The organism is Candidatus Nitrospira bockiana (assembly GCF_965152565.1).
In genome coordinates this window covers 3898970-3924801 of sequence record NZ_OZ224215.1, presented here as the reverse complement: position 1 = coordinate 3924801, position 25832 = coordinate 3898970, and the positions used below count along the sequence as shown (strand labels likewise).

Genomic DNA, 25832 nt, shown 5'->3' with positions numbered 1-25832 from the left:
AGACGACACATAGCATGACGTTGAAAGGAGGCCCCATGAACCCGATGAAGTCCTGGACCCGGCTCTCTCTGATCACCGTGACCCTCGTCCTCGCGCTGGCGCTGATGCCCGCGCTGGCCCCCGCCGCGACCGTCAATCCCTCGAGCGCCAGCGCCGGGTACTACCTGCTGCCCTTGCACCTCTCGGGGCAGTACACCGCCTCGACCACCGCGGTGGCGAAATGGACCATGCCGTACCCGTGCGAGATCAACCATGCGCAAGCCACGGCACGCGCCTCGGGCGGCACGTCCCCGACCCTGTCCGTCGTGCTCAAGAACGGCGCGAACACCGTGTCGACGATGGCCGTGACCGCGGGGACCGTCACCGAAGGGACGCTCGCGAATACCAGCGTGGCGGACGAGGCGACGATCACCGTGGATTTGACGATCGGCGGGACGTCGCCCACCTGGAATGACATCACGGTCCTGGTCGGCTGTAAGCGCCAGTGATCGAGCCTTCAGCTTTCAGCACTCGGCCGACTCGCCGAGTGCTGTTGGCTGAACGCTTGAAAGGAGCTGCATGAGCACGCTGGCCACGTTTGAGACGCTGTTCGACAACCGGGTGCGGGACGCCGCCGCCCGCTTCACGGTCGCGCAGAAGGACGATGCGATCTTCCAGGCGGTGAAGCGCTACGCGACGATCCGCCCGGTGCTCGCCGTGCAGGATTACGCCGGCGACGGTGCCACCTATGACTTTGCGCTCCCGTCCGGCTGGGTGGCGGAGTTCTCCACGATCCGGGCGCTGGAGTATCCCGCCGATCAGCGGAAGCCGTCGCTCCTCGAGGACGACGAGTGGCAGTTCTATCAGACGACGGCCGGCACGAAGCTCCGGTTGCTCGACACCACGCCGGCGACGGGCAAGACGCTCCGCGTCACGTTCACGAAGCTGCACGTGGTCGATGCGAATGGTTCGACGATCCCGGCGCACGACGAGGAGGCGGTGGCGGATCTCGCCGCGGCGATCGGCCTGCGCGCGCTCGCGGCGATCTATTCCGGCACGGTCGATGCCACCCTCGCCGCGGACACGGTCGACTACAAGAGCAAGGCGGCCGAGTACAGCAAGCGGGCCGACGAGCTGGAGGCGCGCTGGCGGGACCACCTGGGGCTCGATCGCGAGTCCGACGCCAAGGCGGCGAGCCACTTCATCGACGTCGATCAGACGGACAGCCTGGGCCGCGACAAATTGACCCACCCGAACCGGTACCGATGAAGATCGAGCTCCAGTTCACGAAGCCGCCGCGGCTGAACCCCGACGTGATCCGGGACGGCGTTCGCGCGGCCCTGGCCGAGGCCGGCCCGCTCATCGAGAAGGCCGTGCGCGAGCGGACGCCGCAAGGCCTGGGCGGCACCGGGAGCGGCCTGCGCGGCTCACTCTTCTCGGAGCTGAAGGAGTCCCCCTCGCTGTTCGAATCGATCACCGCTTCGTCGCTGCCCTATGCGGCGCCCGTGGAGTTCGGCCGGCGGCCGGGGGCGATGCCGCCCGTGCAGGCCCTGCTCCCGTGGGTGGCGCGCTTCGTCACGCTCAAACAGGGCGAGACGGCCACCGGGGTGGCGTTTGCGATCGCCCAGTCCATCGCGCTGCGCGGCACGCGCCTGTGGCGGCGCTCGCCGCCGGGCGCCCGGATGTTTGAGGAGGGCGCGAAGGCGGCGTTCCCGCTCATTGAACGGATCTTCAAGGACCGGCTCGGGCGCGCCAGCACCCGGCTGATCACGACGGAGTAACGATGCCTCTGGCGACGATACGCGAGCAGCTCAAGACCGTGCTCCAGCAGGCCGATCCCGGCTCGCTGGTCCATGACTATGAACGCTGGACGAATGACCCGGCCAGCCTGAACGCGCTGTTCAAGCCCGGCGGCGAGACGCACCTGCGCGCGTGGATCTTCAAGCCCGTCTCGCTGCGCGAGTTCCACTATACGCAGGACGCGCTGCTCACGGTCTATGAGTTTCTCCTGCGCTTCGTCTACTCGCTCGTCGACAGCGAGGCGACGGAGAAACAGGCGTGGACGATCGTTGAGGCCGTGCGGCAGGCGGTGCGCGAGCATCCGCTCCTGAACACCGACCGGATCTCGACGTCGCCGCAGGAGGGCCCGATCGCCGGGGCCGCGGGGCTCCAGGTCGAGAAGATGGAGCTCCTCACGCTGGGCGGCGTGCTGTGCCACTACGCGGAGCTCCGCCTCGGCATCCATGAGGTGACTCCGTATCCGTGTACTTAACCAAGGGAGGCGACGATGGGAGGGACAGCAGCATTCGGCACACTACTCAAACGCGGGGACGGCGGCGGGCCGGAAACCTTCACGACGGTCGGCAACGTGAAGGACATCCAGGGCCCGGACATGAGCATGGACCTCGAAGACGTCACGACGCACAGCTCGGCGGCCGCCGGCATCTTCAAGGAGTGGCTGCCGCTCCTGATGGACGGCGGCGAAGTGAAGGCGGACGTGCTCTGGGACCCGGCCGATGTCTCGCATCAAGGCATTCAGACCGATCAGACCAACCGGGTCAAGCGGAACTGGCAGATGGTGTTCCCGACGACTCCCGCCAAGACGGCGAGCTTCGCCGGCTACGTGACGAAGTTCCCGTTCAAGGCGCCGGTGAAGGGCGTGATCAGTCGGGAGCTGACGATCAAGGTGACCGGACCGGTCACGATCACCTAAGCGCCAGTCGCAGAGTCGAGTCAATCACACGAGTCGACGGTAACGAGAGGAGGACTAGACGATGCCACGCACGGCTTTGACGCCCGCCACCCCGAAGGGCCCGTATCCCGGCACGGTGAACGCCGGGGACCTGAACATTGCATTGGAGAACGTGGACAACGCGAACGGCAACGTGTTCGTCGGGAACGGCCGCGATCTCTTGCTGATCCAGAACCCGACGGCGGGCGCGATCACGTTCACGCTCACCAGCTCGAACGACCCGCAGAACCGGAAGTCGGACATCACCAACTACAGCCTGGGCGCGGGGCTGTTCGCGTTCTTCTGGTTCGGCAGCATCATCGGCTGGGCGCAGGATGCGGCCGGCTCGATCTATCTCGACGCCGGCGGCGCCGGGCTCAAGTGCAAGGTGCTGCGCATCCCGTAACTGAGTCAGTTGGCCGGCCCCTGCCGGCGGTGAAGGAGACCCATGCGACCGGTGCACCCTATTGAGATCCACCTCGGCAAGCCCCGAAAGTTTCTCCTCGACCTGAAGGCGATCATGACGGCGGAGCGCGAGCTCGCGCGCTTCTGGGGGCTCAAGCGCGTCTCGCTCGTGCAGCTGTTTCAGTCGCGGGAGATTGGCGTCGCCGAGATCGTCATGATCACCTGGGCCGGCCTGTTGCACGATGAGGCGAAGCTCACCCTCGAGCAGGTGACGGACCTCCTCAATCAGACCGGCCTGCAGGTCGCCCTCGACGCGATTCGCCAGGCGTTCGAGGCGCACATGGGCGCGCGCACGCAGGAGGGCGCCCAGGCCGACCCTTTGGCGACGAGTCCGACGGCATCGACTGGGTCGCCCTCTGGGCCGTCGGACGCTACGACCTCGGGCTGAATGATGACGACTTCTGGAGCCTCACGCCGGTCGAGCTGTACGCCCTGCTGGAGCGCTGGCGGCAGGCGACACGGCGCGAGGACGCGCGCACCGCGCGACTCTGCTGGACGGTGGCGGCTGTGAATGGAGCCAAGGATCTCACGGAGCAGGACTTCATGCCGGACGCCGGTGAACAGCCCAGGCAGACCTGGCAAGAGCAGCTCGCGATCGTCGAGGCCATGGCGGCGCGGATTCCGCCGTCGCCGTAACGGGACCCATGTCTGAAGCGCAGATCAAAATCACCGGCGACATCGCCGACATCAAGCAGAAGCTGGCCCAGCTCGGGGTGGAGTTCAAGCAGCTCCCGAAGGATGCGGGCGCGGCGAGTGAGGGGATCACCGCGAAGTTGGAGAGCGTGATCGGGGCCGCCACCACGCTCAAGGGCATGATCACCCTCGTGAGCGGCGTCTTCAGCACCGCCTTCGTCGCCGGGGCGATCAGCGCGGTGAAAGAATCGGCAGAGTTTGCCGAGCGGTTGGACCAGCTCTCGCAGCGGACCGGCATCTCGATCGACACGTTCCAGCAGTATGGCGCCGTCCTCGCGCAGCACAACGTCAGCACCGAGACGTTTGCCCTCGGGATCAAAACGCTCGGCGACAACATGCAGCAGGCCCGGAACCCGACCAGCGAGGCCGCGCAGGCGTTCGAGGAGTTGGGCCTCGCCATCACCGGGACCGAGTCGACGGACGACGTCCTGCGGATGATCGCCGATCGGGTGGCGGTCCTCCCCGATGGCTTCGAGAAAACGGCGTTGATGACGCAGTTGTTGGGCCGCGCGGGGAGCCAGCTCATCCCCGTGTTCAACGACGGGGCGGCTGCGTTGGACCGGGCGCGCGAGGAGTCGGAGCGGCTCGGGACCATCCTGAGCCAGCGGGCGGTGACGAGCCTGAAAGAAGCCGACGATGCGTTCGACCGGCTGAAGGAAGCCTCCGACGGCTTCGTGCACCAGGTCGGCGCGCTGCTCGCGCCCGCGGTCACGAGCGTGACGAATTTCTTTACCGAGGCGGTCGCCTCCGCCAACCACTTCGCCCGCGCGCTGACCGGTGACGAAAAGGCCTGGGAGTCGTTCGTCACGACGGTGCTGAAACTCACGCCGGGCGGGTTCCCGGAAGTGAAGCTCCCCGGCGTCAGCGTGCCGAAGCCAGAAGAGATTCCGGCGGAGACCTTGGAGCAGCTCGAGGCGGACAAGCTCTTTCGGACGCCTGAGGAGGCGGAGGTCGAGAAGGGGCAGGCGCAGCTCATCAAGGATCTCGTCGCGTTCCGCGAGCGCGAGCTCGAACTGAAGCTCTTTTCGAATGCGGAGGGGCAGAAGGGGTTCAAGATCGTCGCCGATACGCTGCATCAGGTCTCCGCTGAAGAAAAGATGCGAGAGTCGATGTCGCTTCTGGACGAGGGCATCACCAAGCGCCGCTTCGAGACTCAGCAGCAGGAGAACGCGCTGTGGGCCGATCGCCTGCTCGCGAACAAGGAGCAGATCGCCGACCAGCAGGAGCTCCATGGCATCTACGACAGCCAGCTCGAGGTGCTGGTCGCGATGGAGGAACTCCGCGAGAGCGGCTATCGCGAGCCCTTCCGGATCACCGACGAGAATTTTCTGCCGACGCAGCTCGGCCGGGCTCAATCCCAGAACGCGATTACCGAGCGGACCTTCAGCGAGCGAGAAGACAAGACGCATGAGGAGTACCTCGTGCGGTTACAGCGGGCACAAGTCGAATACGAGAAGGCGGTCTTCCAGTCGAACGACTCGATCTTCAAGAGCAACGAGAGCGTGGTGCAGGAGTCGCTGCGGCTCATCGATCTCGAAGAGAAGCAGCGCCTGGCGGCGATCGAGCGGATGGGGCTGTCGGGCCAGGACAAGTTCACGGAGCAGCTCATCATCGAGCGCGAGTTCGCGGCCAAGCGGATCGCGATTCATCGCGAGTTCCCCACGTTCTGGGATCAGCAGCTCAAGGCCATTCAGGACTCGGCCGTGTTCGTGTGGGGCAACATCACCACGCAGTTCTCCTCCTCGGTGGCCCAGTGGGCCGTCTACGGCAAATCGTTCGAGACGGTCTGGCAGGGCGCGCTCGCGAGCCTGCTCCAGGCGGCGATCAACACGTTCATCCAGATGGGCGTGCGCTCCGCCGCGCATCTCCTGAGCGAGGAGACGAACAGCGCCACGCTGCTCAGCGGCCATCAAGCGATGGAGACAGCCAAGACGTCCGCGACGGTAGCCGAGGAGACGGCGCGGAGCGGGATGGTCGCGGCCGAGACGCAGTTCCAGCTCACGGAGATGAACACGACGATGGTCGGCATGCAGGGCATCGGGCAAGCGATGCTCTCCATGCTGGGGATTCTGAGCGGCGCGGTGACGGCGTTCCTCTCCGCGGCCGGCGCGGCGGCGATGGCGATCCCCGGCGGCCAGGGCGTGGGCGCGAAGATCCTCGCCGCCTCGGCACAATTCACGCTCAAGACCTCTGCCGCGATGACGGCCGCGGAGGCAGGGCTGGCCGGCGTCGCCGAGAAGACCTCCGCAATCACGCTCGGCGGCGGGGCGAGTGGTGGGAGTGGGAGCGGGCTTGGGTCTGTGCTGGGCGCCGGCTCGTCGCTGTTCTCGCTCGGCGGGCTGCTGGGCGGGAGCAACTTCTTCGGGGCCGGTGGTGGCTTGACGAATTTTCTCAGCTCGTTCGGCGGCTCGGGATTCGGGACGGCCTTTGCCGATCCCACCCAGTACTCCTCGGCCATCGGCCCGATCTTCGGGAGCGGGGCGGCGATGGGGGCGCCCGATATGTGGACGATCCCCGGGCTCAATGCGAGCTTCCTCCCCGACTTCGCATTCTTCGCCGACGGTGGCGTCGCGATGAAGCCCCTGCTCGGCATGGTGGCCGAGGCTGGGCCTGAAGCCATGATCCCGCTCGATCGCCTAGACGGGATCGTGGGCCGTGGAAGCCGCGGCCCGACGACGATCATCTTCCAGGCCGATCGGCGCGAGCTCGCCCGCGCCGTGATCGAGGAGCTGCCCAAGGTGACGCGGCTGCAACTGAAACTCGCATGACATGGTTCAGACACCTAGACAAGGAGGAAAGACGATGAAGACCTATCTGTGCGCGTGTCTGCTGGTGCTGGTGGCCCTGGTCCCCGTGTCGCTGCTGGCGCAAACCAGCAGCGCAGGGCTCACGCTCCCATCCGCCTATCCGACCGTGGTCCCCGACGGGGGCGAGTGGTTCTTTTATAGCGCCGGGCCCGACAAGCAAAACCTCTGGGGCGCGTTCGGCAGCAAAGACGAGTGCACGTATCAGCGGACGTGGGCGGCGCGCGCGACGGGCGTCACGACGACGGAGCAGATGGATCTCAAGTTCTCGCCGTGCTTCAAGGCCGCCAACGCCCTGTCGAATGTCAGGGTCAGCGGTATCCCAGAATCGACGGTGACGATTCAGACACCGACCGCCCCCTTTAAGTTTGGGCAGTGAGCGCAGGATGAACCAGGTGCCCAGCACGAACGACCGCTGCCGGCGCTGTCAGAAGTGCAAGCCCTACCTGCATGGCTTCTGCCAGTACTGCTGGCGCTCGCTGCCTGAGAAGCTGAAATGGCAGGCGAAGGCGGGGACCCTGGAGGCGGCGCAGGTCCCGGCCGTCATCGCCGTGTGTGCCGGATGCGGGAAACACTCGCGCGCGTATCGGGGCGGGCTCTGTCGAGGCTGCTACTACCGGCAGGCTCCGGCGGTCCGAGGGGCCGTGCAGGCGCCGCCCGTGGAGCGCCTCGAGGGGCCGACGATTCGACGCCTCTTCCGCGGGCGCGTGCTTGAAATTCAGGTCGGGATCCGGATCGAGGAGTAGCACGCATGGCTGCCTTTACGACAGCGGCAAATGGGAATTGGAACCAGGGCGCGACCTGGGGCAACGCCGGCAATGTTCAGGGGGTGGACTATCCCGGGCCGGGGGATACGGCGACGATCAACCACGCGGTGACGGTCACTGCGAATCAGACGGTGGGCACGTCGCCGGTCGCGGGGACCGATGTGGTGACCGTCAATGGGACGGCGGGCTCGCTCACGATTGCCGCCGGCATCATCCTCAAGGTCCGTGGAGACCTTGCACTCGCGAATGCTGTGCTGACGCTCAACGCCGGAGCCGGCTATCGGTTCGACAGTACGGCGGCCGGCTCACCTGGCACCACGAATTATCGAATCAAGATCGGCACCGCGCACAACCAAAACAGCTCGAAGGTCGTCGCCAATGGGACGGTGGGGAACATCTGCACGATCACGTATGAGGCTGGCGGTGCGCCCGGCTACTTCGATGCCGGTGGCTTTATTGAGGGCGGCAAACTGACCCTGACCTATACCGATTTGACGGACGTCTACAACCCCTCCGGCAACCGGATGATTCAAAACAATCTCGATATCCGCACGAATACCGGGCCACCTGAGTTGCGCTTCATTAACTGTATCTTCAACGGGTGCGGCTCGTTCTATGTCGGGACGTTTAGCTCCACCGCCGGGAACGTCGAATTCCGTGACTCGACGTGGCTCAATTCTCGCGACACCTTTGTCTATCGCTGGATTCAGACGGGCACGCCGACCGGCACACGCTCGTGCACTGGGTGCGTTTTCGACAAGGAGGTTCAGCATCACGAGCCGAACGGCTGGACCTTTTATGACTGCCAGTTCTGGGCGAAGTGGACCGGCAGCCTGGGCGGGGGAACCATCACTCAGTTCGAACGGATCCTGGCCTACCAGAACGTCGATACCTCTTCAATCATCGGGAACTTCCCCAACGGCACGGCCAAGGATTACTACATGCTGGCCGGCGCTGGAATTCCCGCCAGTCCGCATGGGCTGTCGCAAGCGAACAACGCCGCGGTGATTTCGGACGGTGGCATCTTTGAATATCTTGGCACCGATGACAATGGGGAAATGCTGCTGACTGGTGGCGCCGGCGGGTCGTTTACGGCGCTGAACAATCTCGTCCTCCCCAACGCCGATGCCTCGGGCGATAAGTCCAGCGGTCAACTCTTCGCGAATCTCGGCGGCTCAGGACTCACGGTTCGGGCTTACCACAACACCGTGCATTCCAGCCGCCTTGGAACCACCTTTGGTGAAAATTATGCCGGGCACCTCGATATGTGCCCTGAATGGCGGGACAACACGTATTGGGCGCGGGCGGTCCAGGGGGTTCATACCAACGGCAACCAGATGTTGACCTATGTGGAAACGGGGCACGTCGGCGTCCGGACAACGGACGTTGTCCAGAGCGGCAATATTCACCATAACAACCTATTTAATCTGCAGACCGGGACTTGCACGTTGAACGGGTCAAACCAAACGGTCACCGGCCATCACAATTTCGTCTTTTCCTCGGCTTCCCTCCCCAATTCAGTCGGTGGGTTGGCTGTGAATCCCCAATTTGTTGACGACAGCCGCGATATTGCGAAGTGGGATGCGTCGCTCGGCGGTCCTGGAACAGCTGCCAATGCGATGGCCGAGCTGAAGAAGCGGAATAACCGTTCCGGCTACAACCCCGCCTATTCGGTCGCGGGGCTGGTGAACTATGTGAAGGCAGGGTTCGTGCCGCGAAATAGCAAGCTCCGGACTGCGTCGGATGCTGGACAGGGGAGCTGGATCGGGGCGGCTCAAGGCGTTCCTATGGTCAACAGTTTGAGATTATCCAGGAGGCGACGATGATTGACGGGATCATTCCGTATGGCCAGGCCGTGACGATCGACGGGCTCACGCTGATCGCCCGCGGCGCGGTGGATTATCAGAGCAACCCCACGCTTGCCGCGGGCGACGTGAAGGTGGAGAAGGACGGCGGGGCGGCGGCGAACATCACGACCCTCCCGACGGTGACGCCGGCCGGCGGCCCGAGCGTGCGCCTTCAGCTCTCGGCCGCGGAGACGCAGGCGAAGGTCGTCGTCGTGCGGTTCGTCGACCAGACGAACCCCAAGGAGTGGGAGGATCTTCAGCTCCGCCTGGTGACAGCTGGCGACGCGGCCGCGTTCTGGACGGTGAACCCCAACAACATCGCGCAGGGCGTGAAGAAGAACACGGGGCTGAACAACTTCGAGTTCGTCATGTACGACGCCACCGACCACGTGACCCCGAAGACGGGTCTCGTCGTGACCGCGCAGCGTTCGATCGACGGCGCGGCCTTTGCCGCGTGCACCAATGCCGTGGCCGAGGTGGGAAACGGCACGTACAAGATCAATCTCTCGGCCGCGGACTTGAACGGCGATGTCGTGACGTTCCGCTTCACCGCGACCGGGGCCGATCCGACCTTGATCACGATCAAAACGAGCCCGTGAGCAGAGCTGAGCAATGATCCTCACCTGGCATTCCCGCGCGCGGATCTTTGAGGCCGAGTACGGCCGCGTCGCGCGCGGCGCGCCACCGGCGACGGTGACCACCGGGCCGAGCGGGCCGGCCGGCGGGACGATCCTGGTCTCGCATCACCACACGCGCTACTTCGGCCACGGGTTCGAGACGATCTGGCGCGGCCAGGCGGTGGCGCCGGTGACGACGGGCCCGAGCGGGCCGGGTGGCGGCACCGTCCTCGTTTCGCACCATCACACCCGCTACTGGGGGCACTGGTTCGAGACGATCTGGCGCGGGATCCCGGCCAAGCCGGTCTCGCAGGCGCCCCCGCCGCCCGCGGTTATCAGCGGCACGCGGCTGATCCTCCGCATTCAGCACGTCGATCGCTACCCCTACCTCAAGGTCAACACGCTCTCGGTCCGCGATCTGCTCAACCAACGCAACACCTGCGAGTTCACGCTGCAGGACCAGATGGGCGCGCTGAATCCCCAGCCGGGGCAGGTGGTCGAGATCCTCCATGGCGTCGAGATCTGGAGCGATCCGGCGCTCTGGTCGCACCTGGGCTTGAGCGGGTTCAGCGCGGCGGAGGTGAACAACGGGAACGTGGGCGGGCTCGCCTTCTCGCTGGAGACCGCCGGCGTGGGCGCCTATCTCAAGCTGGACCTGGGCGCCGGCGTCACGCGGGCGTTTCGCGCCTGCCGGATCTGGGCCACCGGGAGCTATACGGCCACCTGGAGCGTGCAGTACTCCGACGATGACTCCGTATGGACCACCGCCGTCAGCGGGTGGAACAGCGGCATCGATGCCGAGCTCTCGTCCATCAACTGGCCGGCCGTCGGCGCACACCGCTATTGGCGACTGTCCAAGACGGATGCCGCCGCACCGGGCGGCACGATCCGGGAAGTGCAATTCGGGACAGAGCCGCAGATCGTGCTGTTCGCCGGGACCCTTGATCGAGTGACCAAGGAACGACCGGCCGGCGGGGCGATCGTCTACTACCGCTGCGAAGCGGTGGACTGGCACCAGCTCGCCGATCGGCGGCTGCTCGCGAAAGAGTACGTCGAGCAGTCGGCCGATGCGATCGTCAAGGACGTCGTCCAGCAACTGCTGGCGGCCGAGGGCGTCAAAGCGGCCGCGTTCGTGGAGTCGGCCCCGACGATCCCCAAGTACCTTGCCCCGTACCTCACCGCCTCCGAGATCTTCCAGGAGCTGGCCGAGCTCGTCGGCTATAGCTGGTACATCGACGGGGAAAAGCGCGTGCACTTCTTTCCGCGGGAGACCAACCGGGCGGCGTTCGATCTCGCGAGCGACAACGGGTCGTTCCTGGCCGGCTCGCTCTCTGAGGAAACGACCCGCGAGCAGTATCGCAACGTGCAATGGGTACGCGGGGGGGAAGACATCTCGGACACGCTCACCGAAGAGTTCGCCGGCGACGGGAAGACACGGACCTTCGGGGTGTCGCTCCCGATCGCCGAAGTGCCGACCATCAAGGTCAACGGCGTGGTGAAGACGGTCGGCATCCGGAGCGTGGACACGGCCAAGGATTGGTACTGGCAAGAGGGCTCGGAAGATGTCTCGCAGGATACGAGCGGGCCGGTGCTGACGGCGGGCGACACGTTGCGCGTGGAGTTCAAGGGCCTGTTCCCGGTGATCGTCACCGGGCAGAACGACGACGAGGTCGCGGCGAGGGCCGGCGTGGAGGGTGGGACGGGCCTGTATGAATCGATCGAGGACGATCAGAAACTCGACGGGCAGGCGGCGTTGGACAAGGTGCAGGCGCTCTTGCGCAAGTACGGCGTGATCCCGAGCACGGTCACGTATGAGACGGACAGCAGCGGGCTTGCGGCCGGGCAGATCCAAACGATCACGCTGCCGGAATACAACGTGAGCGGCGACTGGCTGATCACGGAGGTGAGCGCGACGGATCTCTCCGGCCAGCGCATCCGCTACAGCGTGACGGCGGTGGACGGCGAGGATCTGGGCGGCTGGGTGGAGTTTTTCAAGAAGCTGGCCGATCGAGGGAAGATCGAGACGCCGCGCGAGAACGAGGTGGTGCGGCTGCTGCGGACTTTCCCGGAGACGGTCACGTGTATTGACGCTTGGACGGTGACCCAGAACACGTTCGTCTGCTTCCAAGTCGGGGCGGCGCAAGTGGGCTTTGCCGAGGTGTGCGGTGCGTAGCGCTCTCTTCCCCGTTCAACGCCGCGTGAAGGTCTGGCAAAACGTGTCGATCCTCGTCTGTGACGCGACGACGCGGCGGCTGGTGCTCCGCCGGCGGGCGAAGAACCGCGTGCCGACCGGCGGCCTCAATCACCTCTGCGATCTCTTGAAGGGCGACACGACGGCCAAGCTCACCGACTTTGCAGTGGGCATCGGCACGAACGCGGTGCAGCCGACGGACACCGGGCTGCAGTCCGAAGTCTTCCGGGCGGCGATCACGAAGATGACGCGGGCGGGCGGGACGCTCACGATCACCTATTTCCTGCCCTCGACGGCCGCGAACAGTCAGACCTTGAGCGAGGCGGGGGTGTTTGCGGCCGCGGGGAGCGGCGCGCTCTTCTCGCGCGTGACCTTCGCCGGGATTGCCAAGACCTCGTCGCTCACGATCACCTTCGTTTGGACCGTCCACTTCAGCTCGCCGCAGCTGCTCACCGCGGGGCTCAATCACCTCTGCGATCTCCTGAAGGGCGATTCGACGGCCCGGCTGTCCCACGTGGCTGTCGGCACGGGCACGCTGGCCGTGCAGGCGAGCCAGACGGCGCTGCACGCGGAAGTCGCGCGCGTCGCGATCGTGACGATGACCCGGGTGGGCGGGGTGCTGACGCTCACGGCCTATCTCCCGAGCGTGACCGCGAACGGGAGCACTCTGACGGAGGCGGGCGCGATGACCGCGGCCGGCGGCGGGGTGCTCTTCTCGCGGGTCGTGCACAGTGCGAAGGCCAAGGCGAACACGAACACCATTACCTATGTGGAGACCGTGAGCTTCACGGCGAGCTGAGGAACTTCATGGCTGAAGTGGACATTGCAGGAGAAGTGGTGTTTCCGACGTCGCTCGACGTCGGCGGTGGGCGCACGGCTACGGAGGCGCTGCTCACCGCCTGGTTGGGCGCCCTGGTGGCGCAGAGCTTCGTGCTCGAGGGCTTCACCGTGCCCGGGAGCGACCCGGATCTGACCCTCTCGGTGGCCGCCGGGAAGGCGCTGATCAAGGTTGGCGCCCTGGGCTATTGGGTCAGCGTGCCGGCGGCGACCGCCCTCACGCTCACCGCCTCGGCGACCAATCATGTCTGGCTCAAGCTCGTGAAGGATGGGAACGGCAACGTCACCGGCGCCAAGTTCGAACACAACACGACCGGCGCGGCGCCGGCCGATTCCGTGAAGCTCTTCACGGCCGTCTGCTCCGGGACCGCGGTCACCAGCACGACCGACGTCCGCACCTTCGCCTTTATCAACCAGGCGATGATCATCAAGCCCAGTGTCGGGTATCCAGAGCTGAAGACGGCGACGGGCGCGACGAGCTATGTCTCGCCGATCTCGCTCACGTTGAATGATCACACCTTCTTCCCGTCGTTCACCGGTCAGCACAGCGGGATTTACGGTGGAGGCGAAAAGGGCATTCTGCGCCCGATGCCGGGCACGCCAGACCCTGGCAATACGGTTGGACGCATTTACCTCGAGCCGTGGGGCAACGGAGGCGGCTCCTTTGAGTCGATCACGCGCTGGCGGTACATCACGGCGTCCGACGATCCAACAATCTGGGTGGCGCACGACCAGGACGGCATGATCCAGGCCGCCTGGACCTCCGATGACCCGACCCCCGGGGACATCCCAGGCGTTCAGGTGATCGGGTGCGTGAGCCTGAAACTCAAGGCGCAGGATCTCGATGGCTTTGTGAACGAGCAGTCCGCCTTGGCCGCCGCGGACGCCATCATCGATGCGAAGGGGCTCAAGCCTGCGCACCGACCGTATCGGGCGCTGCAACTCTACGCGGACGACCCCGCGCCCGCGACCTGGGTACGCCGAAACTGCAAGATCAACATGCAGTCAAGAACTTTGGACCTGCTGACGCCGGCCGAAAAGGCGGCGCTGGCGGAAAAGGCGGCGCTGACGGTGCAAGGAGGCTTACCGTCGACGAGACTCGGAGAAAATAATGGCTGAACCTGTGATCCAGCTCCATTGCGATGAGAGCGCCGGTCTCTGGATTCGCCAACTCCACTTTCTCCGCGCGGGCGATGTCCATGCCGGGCACTTGCACTCCCACGACCATAAGACCCTTGTGGCCCACGGCTCGGTGCGGGTGACGGTCGAGGGTGAGGCCTATGAGTTTCGGGCGCCGCACGTGGTCACGATTGCCAAGATGAAACGCCACGACCTCACGGCGCTCGAGGACGGCACGCTTTGCTATTGCGTCGCCTCGCTGAATGATGTGACGACCAGAGCCAATGAGGCCTCTACATGGTCAAGGGCGATGAGGTGAAGATCCTAGTACCCGATCATATGGCTTTGAAGGGCTTGTGAACGGCCTACAGACTCGCCGTTGAACAGCTCGTAAAACGATGCACAAAGGCGTGCATCGTCCGCTGATCCACGATCTGCGGTTGACCGGGCGGTTCCAGGCGAGCGTTCGTTGAGAGAACCCCACAACGGCGTGGGGGAGCCGAGCGGGGCGACACAGACCGGCTGGCAGTGCTTCAGGCCGGCGCCCCAACCGAGGGCGGAAAGCAGCTTAGCTTTCCACCCTCTTCGTGTTTCTGGATGCTTGCAAGCACGCCAAGCCTGTGGATTTTTCGGAAATCATCTGACAGTTTTTCGGAAGTTATTTGACGCGCTACAATCTCGCCCCGGGTACCTGGAGGGAGGAATATTGAGGCATTCGACTCGAGCTGACGAAAATTGTCCCCCATACCCCTTGTTTGACCGGACCGGCTCATCCTGCCTATTCGACCGCTGACCTGCCTCAGGCCTAATAACAAGACCTTATCGGGGTCTGCCGCGGTGCGGAGGGTGGCGGCATACCGCGTGCTACACTTCCAGGCGCTATGTATCTGTATTGGTTTCGACAACTGCGACCGACCGTCCGGCTGGCTCGTGAGTCGGGCATGTCGTTGCTGGAAATCATGGTCGCCGTGTCGATCCTCTCCATTGTCGTCGCCCTTGGGATCCCGAGTTATGTGCAATGGAACCGCTTCTATCAGCTACGTGCGGCGACCACGGATCTGGCGGCCGACCTGAATATGCTCCGAATGGCGGCGATGAATCGCAATGCCCTGGTGACCATGACCGTCGGTCCTATCCCCTGTCCTCCGGAGACGACCTCGTGCGGCGAGAATGGGGCAAGCTTTGCAACCGTCATTCCGCCGCGTCCCTTTCGAAACGGCATCACGGTGGCGTTCAATCCTCCCGGCACCACGGTCCAATTCAATTCACTGGGCCTTCGATCCGGCGGGCCGGCGGGCACGCAGGTCATCACGTTGACGAATACGGACGGCATCACCTATTCGATCGCCGTGACGCCCGGCGGCAAGGTCCGGTGGTGCGCCGCGAGCACGTGCGGATAAGGAGAGTCGGTGGACACGTCGTATCAGCCGAGACGCCACGCGAATCGTTCTCACACCGGCGACGAGGGTTTCACCCTTCTCGAAGGAATGTTTGCCGCCGTCGTGCTGGCGATCGGTCTGCTCGCCCTGGCCGGCATGCAGGGCATCTCGTTGGGCCGGAACGTGGACGCCAATGAGCTCACCTTGGCCACCAACCTCTCGGCGGACATGATGGAGCGCATCCAGTTCAACCGCCGCAACGCCTCGCTCTACAACAATATTGACACGCTGGTGGCCGGCACGAGGCCGGCTGACGGGATGGCCGGGGGAGACTTCGATCAGTGGCTCGCGCGTCTGCAGGGCGCCCGACTCAGCAATCCTCAAGGCCGGGTCCAGGTCACTCCCATTGGCCCGACGAACCCCCCGCTGAATCAGAATCAAGTGGTTGTCCAGGTCAGCTGGCAGAGCTCACAAGCGAGCTCCTCGATCCTACGTCAGCGCAACGTGACACTGACCGCGGTGGTCGCCCGCGAATAGCACGAGAGAACCGCCTCCATGATCCTCGCGAGAGTCGGCAGACAAGACGGCTTCACGCTCGTCGAGCTCCTGATCGGGCTGATCGTCGGCACCCTGGTCGTCGCGGCGGCCTTCACCGCTCTCACGGGCAGCCTGAAAGCTACGCGCGCGAACGACCTCACCGTACAGACGCAGCAGAGCGCGCGGGTGGCGATGGAGCTTCTCGCGCATGACATCAAGATGGCCGGTTACGGAATGACCGGAGCCGTGGGGAACTGTGCCACCGCCATCGTACCCGGAGAGAACAATCCGGCCGCAAACGATACCGGACCCGATTGGATCTCCATGGTGGTGCCCACGGCTTCGGCCGGTTCCTGGGAGTTGCAAGATCCCGCGATCGGTCCGTTCGCCGCCATCACGGTCAAGTCGTCGACGGGACTCGCGTTCAACGACGTCATCTCGATCGGCGGCGTGACGTCGACCACGATCACCGGCATGGCCGGCAACGTGGTCAACCTAGGGACGACCTTGGGAGCACCGGTGACGTTTCCGGTCGATACGCCGGTCCATCGGCTGCAATGCGTCACCTATCAGGTGATCCGGGCAGGGGACGCCAACGCCGCCGTCTGCGGTGGGAATACCCCCTGCTTGGTTCGTGGCGTCGCTCAGCTCGTCGGCGGAAGACTGGACTGCAACGGGCCGGGCAGCGCCTGCGTCTCGATTGCCGAGGGGGTCGAAGATCTACAGTTTGCGTATGCCTGCGATGGCTGCAATATCGCCGTGAATGCGGGCGTGCCTGACAGCATCGTGGATGATCAGGGAGGGATCAACGGCATCTTCGATGCCAACGATTTCGTCTTCAACAATACCTGGACCGCGGCCCCTATGGTGGCGAGCACGATCCGTTTGGTGCGCGTGAATGTCGTGGCTCGGGAGGCTCAGCTCGAACAGGGATTTGGGGAAGGTAACCGCTCGGCGACCAACAGCACGGCGGCCCTGGTGGTCGACGACCACGATCCCTCGGCGGATGCAGGGTATGACGCCGCCACGTATCAACAGTTCCGACGCCGACTCGTGACGAGGACCGTCGAGGTCCGAAACATCGGGCTCTGAAGGAGAAGCGGATGGGGAGGTCAGAAGCCGGCGTCGCGCTCGTCACGGTCATGCTGATCATGGTGATCATGGCGGTGATCGGCATCGCGGCCTTGAGCGTCACGGGCTTGGAAAACCGGATGGCGGGATTTCAGCGCACCGGTGAGGCGGCGGCGACCGCGGCCGAGTCCTGTATCGGCACGGCGGCGAATGTGATTCAACAAACGATCGACCAGGCCCGGGTGCCCGATACGTTCCGTGTGAGCCAAGGCGGGCCGGTCCCGGACGCCGCCCAGCTCCAGACCGAACAGGAGATCATGGGGCAATCCGATAACAACGCGGATACGGCCGGCGATCCGAACCCCAATCTCTCGATGGCGATCGGCTCCTTTCAGGTGACCGGAGATATCGATCGGCTCTATGCCCAGGCGCGTTCGGGCGGAGCCCTCGAATTCGCTTCCGGCTATGATGCCGGACCCGGAGGAGGCGGCGTCGACATCATCTACCGCATTGACTGCTCGGCCAATGCGGGCACCACCACGAGCCGGGTCACGGCCGTCTATGCCTGTGCCGCGACCGGTGAAAGTTGTCAGCGGAAGATCTGAGAGCCGTAAAGGAGTGCGAACATGAGAAGTCAGTCTGTGCCAAGGCGTCGTGTGCTGAAGGCAGTGGCTGCAATGAAATGGACCCTTGTCGCGACGCTCCTCACAGGGCTCATCGCGGCTACCTGCCCGTTTTTTGCGCTGGTCGCACAGGCAGAGGCACTCAATCCGGCTCAACTAGCGGGTTTTGTGAAAGGCGAGGTGACGGCCGTGGGCAAGGATTTCATTGCCGTCAACCATAAGAAATATGAATTGCGAGAGGACGTCGCGATTCAGGATGACCGCGCGCGGCCACGTGCCCTGAAAGAAATCGAGCCAGGCTCCGAGGTCCTGTATCACTTGAGGATGGGGCGAATCGATCAACTCGTTTTGATTCTGCCCAAGTAGGAGCGCCCAGGCGTGGTCCCTTCGCGATTCGCGGAATGGATGAGGAGGAACGAACCATGAGACGCCAGCAGACAGTCAGGATGGCTCTGGTCCTGTTGCTCTCCGGCGGGATTCTGATCTACACGGTATCAGCCGACGCCGTCGTTACGCCGCCCAGCAACGGCGATTACACCGCGATGCCGGCCTTCCTTCCCGCTGTCGTCCCGCCGAACATTCTTCTCGTCATGGATAATTCGGGGAGCATGGAGACGTCGGCTTATCATGCGAATGGGGAAGCCTACGATGCTGGCAAGCCAGGCGGGTATGGCGGCTACTTCGATCCAACCAAGTGCTATACGTACGGATCCAGCAGATTTACTGTCGGGATCGATCGCCCGACGACCGGCGGGAGCTGTGGGAGTAATGGCCAATGGGACGGCAGCTTTCTCAACTACATCACCATGACACGTCTCGAGATAGCGAAAGCGGTGATGATGGGAGGCAAGTGCGCGCCCCGCAGTATCAACGGGAACTGCTACCCGGGAGGGAAGCTTTCACTGGAGAATAGTGAATTCGTCGGCTCGATCACGATGTCGGCCAATAGTGTGTCTCCTTTGACGGGCACTAAATGTTTCGATCGCAGCGGGGACAAATTAGTCGTAAAGGACAGCGGATGCTCCGGGAGCAGTTCTTACACCCTAACAGTTGACGTGTCATATGAGCCCACGGGCATCATTCAGGCTATTGGAGGAAAGGCCCGCTTCGGGCTAATGGAATTCAAGTCCGGTCCAAACTTCCCTGATGGCGGCAAAGTGCTGGCCTATGTTGGGGACAACATGACCGCGATGGTGAATGCCATCGAGAATACAAGCGCAAATACCTGGACGCCGCTCGCGGAGTCCTTGTACGAGGCGACACGCTACTTTGCGCAGGTCAGTCCCGCCTATGGAGGCACGGACTATACACCTAATCAGAACAACGATCCGTACTATTTCAAATCGCCGTGGGCCAGCAACCCAGGCAAGTATGTGCCCTGCTGTAAGAGCTTCGTCATTATCTTTACAGACGGGCAGCCGACCAAGGACCAGAATATTCCCGCCGGCTTGCAAGACCTTGCCCATTCGAAGCTTCCGCACGTCAGCGGTCATGATGATGTCTGCTCTGCGTACCATGGCGGTGTCAACAGCGATCCTTGCCAGGATAACGGGACCCACTATCTCGACGATGTCGCCTACTATGCACATACGACCGACCTGCGTCCGGCTAGCGGCAACCTGCCGATCTTGAACATCTCGGGTGTTCCTATTCCGGGCCCCCCGACGGATACCCAAATCCAGAATCTCACCGTGTATACCTTTTATGCCTTCGGAACCGGTTCGAATATCCTCAAGGATGCGGCCAAAGCCGGGGGGTTCGAGGACGTCAACGGCAACAGCATTCCGGATCTGGAACAGGAATACGACAAGGTCAACAACTACACGGGAGCCAAAGGCCCGGATGGCATTCCTGATACCTACTTTGAATCTTCGAGCGCCGACGACTTGAAAGACAAGTTATTGGCGACGATCAACAGCATCCTCCAGCGCAGCGCGTCCGGTACATCGGCCTCGGTGCTCGCGAGCTCCTCCACCGGTGAAGGTGCCCTGTACCAGGCGTATTTCTTCCCACAGATCACGGAAGGGTTGAACACGATTCTGTGGCCCGGGTATCTGCAGGGGCTCTGGATCGACAAATTCGGCAATCTTCGCGAAGACACGGTGCTCGACCAGAAGCTGATCTACGAAGACGATCTGATCATCAAGATGGTCTATGACAGCGCGACGGGGATCGTCAACGTCGAGCGCTACCGCGATACGGACGGCGACGGGAAAGCCGACCTCACGATCGACAGCGACGGTGACGGCAAGCCGGACAAACCGCAAGCGATGACGCCGAACATCGATCTGAATTCGATCACACCCCTTTGGGAGGCCGGAAAGCAGTTGGCCCTGAAGGACGCGTCCACCCGGAACATCTATACGTGGATCGACAGGGATGCGGACGGGATTGTTGACGCGAACGAAGAGATTCCGTTTACGACCGCGAACGCCAATCTGCTGCAGCCGTACCTGGCCTCAGCGACCGTCTCCACGTCCACCGATATTTTCAATGCGACCAATCTCATCACCTGGATTCGCGGGGAAGACGTCAAGGACGGGGCGGGCAACCTGGTGCTGCGGGACCGTACGCTGACGGTCCCCGGCACGGCGTCGAAGAAGGTCTGGAAATTCGGGGACCCTGTTCACTCCAGCCCTACGGCGGTCGCCGCGCCCCGGGAGCGGTACGACGTGATCTATGGGGACCCCAGCTACCAAAAGTTCTACCAGATGTACCGCGATCGACGACAGGTCGTCTATGTCGGGGCGAATGACGGCATGCTGCACGCCTTCAATGGAGGGTTCTATACCCGAGGGGACGACACGACGACGGGCGGCAAGAAAGAGCATGGCTTCTTCAGTACGCAGCGCTCGACCAATCCCGTGTCGAACACCCCGCCGCTTGGAGACGAACTGTGGGCGTTCATTCCCATGGAGCTCCTGCCGCACCTCCGTTGGTTGGCAAGCGAAACTTACAGTCACGTCTACTACGTGGATCTGAAGCCCAAGGTCACCGACGTTCGGATCTTCTGTGATTCGGGCGGCGGCAGTGCCCCGTCTCCCTGTATCACGGGTCAGAACGGTGTGTCGCATCCAGACGGGTGGGGAACGATCCTGATCGCCGGCTTCCGATTCGGCGGCAGTTGCGGGGCGGCGGACTGTAAGAATGCGAACAACGCCGTCAAGGCGATGAAGGTGACGGGAGACTTCAACTACGACGGCGACAACATCGACGCCACCGATACCCGCGAGTTTTACAGCGCGTACTTCGTCTTGGATATCACCGATCCCGAGGCGACGGGTGGGCCGAAACTGTTGTGGAGCTTTACGGACGCCAATCTCGGTTTCAGCACGAGTTACCCGTCGGTCGCCCGCCTCAAGCCCCCGTGCAATACACCGAACTGCAAAGTCGACACGACTGATGCGAAGTGGTTTATCCTCTTCGGGTCCGGCCCGACGAACTATAAAGTCGATACCATCAAACAAGGGTCTCGGCTCTTCGCTTACGATCTGCTCACGACACCCGCTCCAACGAAAAAGGTCTTCGACGTCTCGACGCAGCTGGATCCGACGTTTCAGGCAATGCTGGGAGATTGGATCACGGTCGATACCAACCTCGACTATCGCGTCGACGTCGCGTATGGCGGAAGTTTGATCAATGACGGATCGACGCCGTGGAGGGGCGAGATGTATCGCTTGACGACGCCGTGTCCCGGTAGCCCGTGTTCGGGGAATACCTGGGGCATCGCCGGTGGAAACCGCACGCCGACCAAGCTCATCAGCACCTTTGGAAGCGGAACCGAGGTCGGGCCGATTACCGGGGCACCGACGGTGACGAAGGACGACAGCAATAACGTGTGGGTCTTCTTCGGCACCGGTCGGTTCTATGATTCCTCGGACAAGAGCCTCAGTGAACAGCAGTATTTCTATGGCATCAAGGACTCGGTGCAGACCGGGTGCGTGCAATCAACGGCGACCAGTTGCCTGGACAATGATCTCGTCGACGTGACGACCGCTCAGGTCTTCACGGACAACAGCGTGACGGGGCTGACCAGCGGCGGCATCACGGCCACTGAATTGACCGGTACCAGCAACACATCCGTCCAAAGCATCGTGGCGAGCAAGCGGGGCTGGGTCACGAAGCTGCTCTATCCGATCCAGAGCCCTGCCGTACCGCCTCGCGAGCGAGTGTTGGCAAAGCCGACCGTCGTCGGGGGCATCGTCTTCTTCCCGTCGTTCGTCCCCGATGACGATCTCTGTCTCTCCCTTGGAAAGGGATACTTGTATGCGCTCTTCTATCTCACGGGCACCGCATACAACCAAGATGTGATCGGCACGAGCTCGGCCGGGTTGAAAGATCAGGTGAAGTCCAATATCTCGCTTGGCGACGGGCAGACGGGACAATTGGGCGTGCATATCGGAGCCCAAGGATCCGATGCCTCCGGAACGAGCGGTGGAGAGGGATGCCAAGGCAGCGTCTCCATCGTCGGACAGTCGAGCACGGGGATGATCACGAAGAACTGCGTAAGAACCCAGGCGGTGTGGAGCCGTTATATTTCTTGGAACGACCACCGACTGTGAGCGCATGAAGCGATCGTCGGGCATGAGAGGATTGTTCCGTGCGCCTTCTCATGCCCCAGATCGTGTATCGACATCCATAGGGTGTCGATCCGAGCGGGTGCTGCTGGCGTGCGCCGTGTTGTTCCCAACCTTCCTCCTGGTCGGCTGTTCCCGTGAGTCCGTCGACAGCCAGCAGACGGCACCGGCCGCTTCCTCCACCAACCGCCCTCCTTCCATACGATCCATACAGATCATTCCTGCTCCCCTCGTCCTGAATCGAGTCGCATCCGTGAAAACGGTGACCGATGATCCCGAGGGCGATGTGGTGACCGTTCGGTATCAGTGGCGAGTCAACGGGCGGATCGTCCACGGCGAATCGCGATCGACGTTCGATCCTCACCTGTTGCACAAAGGCGACCGGGTCTCGGTTGCGGTCGTCCCGTATGACGGCCATGCTGAAGGCTCAGCGGCGTCGGCCGAGACCATCATCGGCAACACGCCGCCCGAGGTGGCCGAGCTTGTCGTCAAGCCATCCGAACCGAGGGTCGGGGATCGTCTGAGCCTCGAAGCGACGGCCGTGGATCTCGATGGTGACCCTGTGCGCTATCGCTACCGATGGTTCAAGAACAACAGCGAGTTGCCGGACCGGGAGGAGGAGGTTCTTCCAGTCGACGGAGCCATGCGCGGTGATGTATTCGTGGTGGAGGTGACGCCATACGATGAGTGGGGCAGGGGACGATCGCGTTTTTCGGAGCCGCTGCTGATTCAGAACAGCCCACCCCGAATCATGTCTGCACCCCCGAGCAAGGTCGAGCTGGCCCGATTCATCTATGAGGTGAAAGCCGAGGATGCCGACGGCGATCCGGTCAGCTATGCTCTTGAAGCCTCCCCGCCAGGAATGAAGATCGATGAGGCAACCGGGCGCATCGAATGGCCGCTGGGTGGAAGGTCGGCCGGCGTGTACCGGGTCCGAGTCGCGGCCAAAGATCCAATCGGTGGACGGGGCTTTCAAGAGTTCGACCTCTCCCTGACCGCACCCCTCGTCTCTTCTCGCATGGGATCCTTCAGGACGCTCCAACTCCGCGCTCGCCTTGTCAGTCGCGTTCCTGCTCTGTTAGAATGAGCCTCAACCAGGAGGCATACTCTACCGGGCGTGCGCAAGCTGAAGCTCCGAGAAGGCACCAACACTGCAAGCCTGTTCGGCCGCCAAGATCTGCACTTGAAGCTGATCGAGGACGAACTGGGAGTGCGCATCTCGGCCCGCGGCGACGAAGTGGCGCTGGAAGGATCGTCCGAAGCTGTTCGAAGTGCCGAGGGGGTCCTCCATGAGCTGGCGGGGCTCACGTCCGAAGGTTATGAGCTCAGGGCTGAGGACGTCACGCTGGCCCTGAAGGCCTCTCGCGCCAATAGTCGCACTCCCCTCAAAGATCTTCTCCTCAGCAGCGTTCCGATCAGCACCAAGAAGCGTCTCGTTGCGCCCAAGTCGGCCGCTCAGAAAACCTACATCGAGGCGATCGACAAATACGATATTGTCATCGGGATCGGCCCCGCCGGTACCGGGAAAACGTACTTGGCGATGGCGATGGCGGTGGCGGCGCTCACGAGAAAGCAGGTGAGCCGGATCATCCTCGCACGCCCCGCGGTCGAAGCCGGAGAAAAGCTCGGCTTCCTCCCCGGCGATATGTACGCGAAGGTCAACCCCTATCTCCGGCCGCTCTACGACGCGCTGTACGACATGATGGAAGTGGAACGGGCGAATCGACTCATCGAACGAGGCGAAATTGAAATTGCCCCTCTGGCCTTCATGCGGGGGCGAACGCTCAACGACTCATTCGTCATTCTGGACGAAGCCCAGAACGCGACCGCCGAGCAAATGAAGATGTTCTTGACCCGACTGGGCTTCAACTCGAAGGCGGTCGTCACCGGGGACATTACTCAAGTCGATCTTCCCGCCGATCGAGTGTCCGGGCTCGTGGAGATCAAGGAGATTCTCCAGGAAATCCCGGGCATCAAGTTCGTGTACTTCGATGAAAAGGACGTCGTGCGGCACCGACTCGTCCAGGAAATCATCAAAGCCTATGATCGGCATGGAGCATCCCGCACAGCCGAGTTGAAGGCCATGCCGGACCGTTCGAAGCGCCGTCTGCTGCGCAAACCGCCCCAGCCCTCATGGTCTGACGAAGGCCAGCCGCACTGATGCCCGTGTTGGTACGGAGCCGGCTGCGCCGCACGCGCATCCTCATGCCATCCCTCGAGCGCTTGACCCAACGGATTCTTCGCCTGACAGGTCATCCGGCTGCGACCGTGAGCATTGAGTGCATCGGCGATCGGCGGATGCGGGCCCTGAATTCTCAGTATCGGCGGATCGACGCGACGACCGATGTCCTGGCGTTTGCCCTTCGGGAGGCGCCCGGGCCTTCCACTTCGCTTCTGGGCGACGTCGTCATTTCGATTCCTCAGGCGATCAGACAGGCGTATCAGCAGGCCCATAGTCCGAGTCAGGAAGTGGCCGCCCTGCTCGTGCACGGTCTCTTGCACCTCCTTGGATACGATCACGAGCGAAGTGCGGCGGAAGCCAGGCGGATGCACACCAAGGAGGCGGCGATCCTCGCGCGCCTCCAACCGGTTCCAGCCCTGCTTCACCTTGCCCAGGCACGCCGGAACATCGATGCCGGCCGGCGGAAATCGGAGGGCTTCCATGGGATGGTTTGACCGCTTAAGCGCCGGCCTCGCCAAGACCCGGGACGCGGTTCGTGACTCGATGAATCGACTGATCGGCCGCGGAGCCGATCCGCAGGTCCTCGAGGAGCTCGAAGCCTCGCTCGTTTCGGCGGATCTCGGTATCCGGACCGTCGAGCGATTGATCGAACGTCTCAAACAGGGCCGCGGCGTCGACCAGAACGATGTGCTCTCGCTGGTGAAGAGCACGATTCTGGAGAGGCTGCAGGCCGCCGAGGGGGAACCCCTGAGCCGGCTGATCGAACGGGGACCGCGGCCGTTCGTGTTGCTCGCCGTCGGGGTCAATGGAGTCGGGAAGACGACCACGCTGGCGAAGCTCGCTCAACGGGAAAAAGCGGCCGGGCGGACACCGCTCCTCGTGGCAGGCGACACCTTTCGAGCCGCCGCGATAGAGCAGTTGGAAACATGGGCCGGACGAGTCGGCGTCGATGTGATTCGCCATCGTCACGGGGCGGATCCCGCGGCCGTCGTCTACGATGGTCTGGCCGCTGCGAGAGCGCGCGGCGTCGACGTCGTGCTCATCGACACGGCGGGACGGCTGCATACCAAATCGAATTTGATGGATGAGCTGCGGAAGATCAAACGCGTCTTGTCCCGAGAACTGCCAGGCGCTCCGCACGAGGTCCTCCTGACGTTGGACGCCACGGTGGGGCAAAATGCACTCGCGCAAGCCAAACAGTTCCATGAGGCCGTGGGTGTAACCGGGATTGCCCTCACGAAGCTCGACGGGACCGCGCGCGGGGGGATCGTCGTGGCCATTGCCGAGGAGCTGAAGATTCCCGTGCGGCTGATCGGCGTGGGAGAGGGCGTGGACGATCTGCAGGATTTCAAGGCCAAGGAGTTTGTCGATGCGCTCTTCGAGCAGCGGTAACCTTGCGGTCGGTCGGCCTGC

The 25832-nt window shown here is 63.3% G+C and carries 27 protein-coding genes; all 27 read left to right on the top strand.

Annotation, left to right across the window (positions count from 1 at the left end; all coding sequences use genetic code 11):
• The first annotated feature begins 35 nt into the window (after window positions 1-35).
• The 27 genes from ACWHYV_RS19155 to ftsY all read left to right on the top strand — a co-directional run bounded on the left by ACWHYV_RS19155 (window position 36) and on the right by ftsY (window position 25811).
• Complete coding sequence (locus ACWHYV_RS19155) at window positions 36-488, top strand: hypothetical protein (protein WP_447978085.1); 453 nt, start codon at window positions 36-38, stop codon at window positions 486-488.
• 70 nt (window positions 489-558) lie between these two features.
• Window positions 559-1248, top strand: coding sequence for a hypothetical protein (locus tag ACWHYV_RS19150; RefSeq protein ID WP_447978084.1), 690 nt, complete (start codon window positions 559-561; stop codon window positions 1246-1248).
• Window positions 1245-1760: a hypothetical protein gene (locus ACWHYV_RS19145; protein ID WP_447978083.1), complete on the top strand. Its 516-nt coding sequence runs from the start codon at window positions 1245-1247 to the stop codon at window positions 1758-1760. The genes ACWHYV_RS19150 and ACWHYV_RS19145 overlap by 4 nt, the downstream gene beginning before the upstream one ends.
• A 2-nt stretch (window positions 1761-1762) precedes the next feature.
• Window positions 1763-2251, top strand: coding sequence for a hypothetical protein (locus ACWHYV_RS19140; RefSeq protein ID WP_447978082.1), 489 nt, complete (start codon window positions 1763-1765; stop codon window positions 2249-2251).
• 15 nt (window positions 2252-2266) lie between these two features.
• Entirely contained in the window at window positions 2267-2692 is a 426-nt protein-coding gene (locus ACWHYV_RS19135) for a phage tail tube protein (protein WP_447978081.1), read from the top strand.
• Window positions 2693-2753: 61 nt separating this feature from the next.
• Entirely contained in the window at window positions 2754-3116 is a 363-nt protein-coding gene (locus ACWHYV_RS19130) for a hypothetical protein (protein WP_447978080.1), read from the top strand.
• Between the two features lie 42 nt (window positions 3117-3158).
• Window positions 3159-3563: a hypothetical protein gene (locus ACWHYV_RS19125; RefSeq protein WP_447978079.1), complete on the top strand. Its 405-nt coding sequence runs from the start codon at window positions 3159-3161 to the stop codon at window positions 3561-3563.
• Between the two features lie 119 nt (window positions 3564-3682).
• Window positions 3683-3811, top strand: a complete 129-nt coding sequence (locus ACWHYV_RS19120) for a hypothetical protein (protein ID WP_447978078.1) — start codon at window positions 3683-3685, stop codon at window positions 3809-3811.
• A gap of 8 nt (window positions 3812-3819) precedes the next feature.
• Window positions 3820-6636: a hypothetical protein gene (locus ACWHYV_RS19115; RefSeq protein WP_447978077.1), complete on the top strand. Its 2817-nt coding sequence runs from the start codon at window positions 3820-3822 to the stop codon at window positions 6634-6636.
• A gap of 34 nt (window positions 6637-6670) precedes the next feature.
• Window positions 6671-7051: a hypothetical protein gene (locus tag ACWHYV_RS19110; RefSeq protein ID WP_447978076.1), complete on the top strand. Its 381-nt coding sequence runs from the start codon at window positions 6671-6673 to the stop codon at window positions 7049-7051.
• 7 nt (window positions 7052-7058) lie between these two features.
• Window positions 7059-7418 (top strand): hypothetical protein, encoded by a 360-nt coding sequence (locus tag ACWHYV_RS19105; RefSeq protein ID WP_447978075.1) that lies wholly within the window; start codon window positions 7059-7061, stop codon window positions 7416-7418.
• Window positions 7419-7423: 5 nt separating this feature from the next.
• Window positions 7424-9265 (top strand): hypothetical protein, encoded by a 1842-nt coding sequence (locus ACWHYV_RS19100; protein WP_447978074.1) that lies wholly within the window; start codon window positions 7424-7426, stop codon window positions 9263-9265.
• Window positions 9262-9885 carry a hypothetical protein gene (locus tag ACWHYV_RS19095; protein ID WP_447978073.1) on the top strand — a complete coding sequence of 208 codons (624 nt, stop codon included), beginning with the start codon at window positions 9262-9264 and terminating at the stop codon, window positions 9883-9885. Before ACWHYV_RS19100 ends, ACWHYV_RS19095 begins: the two co-directional genes overlap by 4 nt.
• A gap of 13 nt (window positions 9886-9898) precedes the next feature.
• Complete coding sequence (locus ACWHYV_RS19090; RefSeq protein ID WP_447978072.1) at window positions 9899-12076, top strand: hypothetical protein; 2178 nt, start codon at window positions 9899-9901, stop codon at window positions 12074-12076.
• Window positions 12069-12893 (top strand): hypothetical protein, encoded by an 825-nt coding sequence (locus ACWHYV_RS19085; protein WP_447978071.1) that lies wholly within the window; start codon window positions 12069-12071, stop codon window positions 12891-12893. Before ACWHYV_RS19090 ends, ACWHYV_RS19085 begins: the two co-directional genes overlap by 8 nt.
• An 8-nt stretch (window positions 12894-12901) precedes the next feature.
• Window positions 12902-14050 (top strand): hypothetical protein, encoded by a 1149-nt coding sequence (locus ACWHYV_RS19080; protein WP_447978070.1) that lies wholly within the window; start codon window positions 12902-12904, stop codon window positions 14048-14050.
• Window positions 14043-14369 (top strand): hypothetical protein, encoded by a 327-nt coding sequence (locus ACWHYV_RS19075; protein ID WP_447978069.1) that lies wholly within the window; start codon window positions 14043-14045, stop codon window positions 14367-14369. Before ACWHYV_RS19080 ends, ACWHYV_RS19075 begins: the two co-directional genes overlap by 8 nt.
• Before the next feature lie 562 nt (window positions 14370-14931).
• Window positions 14932-15450, top strand: coding sequence for a GspH/FimT family pseudopilin (locus tag ACWHYV_RS19070; RefSeq protein WP_447978068.1), 519 nt, complete (start codon window positions 14932-14934; stop codon window positions 15448-15450).
• A 9-nt stretch (window positions 15451-15459) separates the two neighbouring features.
• Window positions 15460-15966: a type IV pilus modification PilV family protein gene (locus tag ACWHYV_RS19065; protein ID WP_447978067.1), complete on the top strand. Its 507-nt coding sequence runs from the start codon at window positions 15460-15462 to the stop codon at window positions 15964-15966.
• Between the two features lie 18 nt (window positions 15967-15984).
• Window positions 15985-17058: a PilW family protein gene (locus ACWHYV_RS19060; RefSeq protein WP_447978066.1), complete on the top strand. Its 1074-nt coding sequence runs from the start codon at window positions 15985-15987 to the stop codon at window positions 17056-17058.
• Between the two features lie 11 nt (window positions 17059-17069).
• Window positions 17070-17642, top strand: coding sequence for a pilus assembly PilX family protein (locus tag ACWHYV_RS19055; RefSeq protein ID WP_447978065.1), 573 nt, complete (start codon window positions 17070-17072; stop codon window positions 17640-17642).
• Between the two features lie 21 nt (window positions 17643-17663).
• Window positions 17664-18026 carry a hypothetical protein gene (locus ACWHYV_RS19050; protein ID WP_447978064.1) on the top strand — a complete coding sequence of 121 codons (363 nt, stop codon included), beginning with the start codon at window positions 17664-17666 and terminating at the stop codon, window positions 18024-18026.
• 56 nt (window positions 18027-18082) lie between these two features.
• Window positions 18083-22222: a pilus assembly protein gene (locus tag ACWHYV_RS19045; protein WP_447978063.1), complete on the top strand. Its 4140-nt coding sequence runs from the start codon at window positions 18083-18085 to the stop codon at window positions 22220-22222.
• Between the two features lie 268 nt (window positions 22223-22490).
• Complete coding sequence (locus tag ACWHYV_RS19040) at window positions 22491-23324, top strand: Ig domain-containing protein (protein WP_447978062.1); 834 nt, start codon at window positions 22491-22493, stop codon at window positions 23322-23324.
• Window positions 23325-23354: 30 nt separating this feature from the next.
• Window positions 23355-24398 (top strand): PhoH family protein, encoded by a 1044-nt coding sequence (locus tag ACWHYV_RS19035; RefSeq protein ID WP_447978061.1) that lies wholly within the window; start codon window positions 23355-23357, stop codon window positions 24396-24398.
• Window positions 24398-24913, top strand: a complete 516-nt coding sequence (gene ybeY, locus ACWHYV_RS19030; RefSeq protein WP_447978060.1) for an rRNA maturation RNase YbeY — start codon at window positions 24398-24400, stop codon at window positions 24911-24913. The genes ACWHYV_RS19035 and ybeY overlap by 1 nt, the downstream gene beginning before the upstream one ends.
• The gene (gene ftsY / locus ACWHYV_RS19025; RefSeq protein ID WP_447978059.1) at window positions 24900-25811 is read left to right on the top strand and encodes a signal recognition particle-docking protein FtsY; all 912 of its coding nucleotides are present in this window, start codon (window positions 24900-24902) and stop codon (window positions 25809-25811) included. Before ybeY ends, ftsY begins: the two co-directional genes overlap by 14 nt.
• Window positions 25812-25832 lie beyond the last annotated feature (21 nt).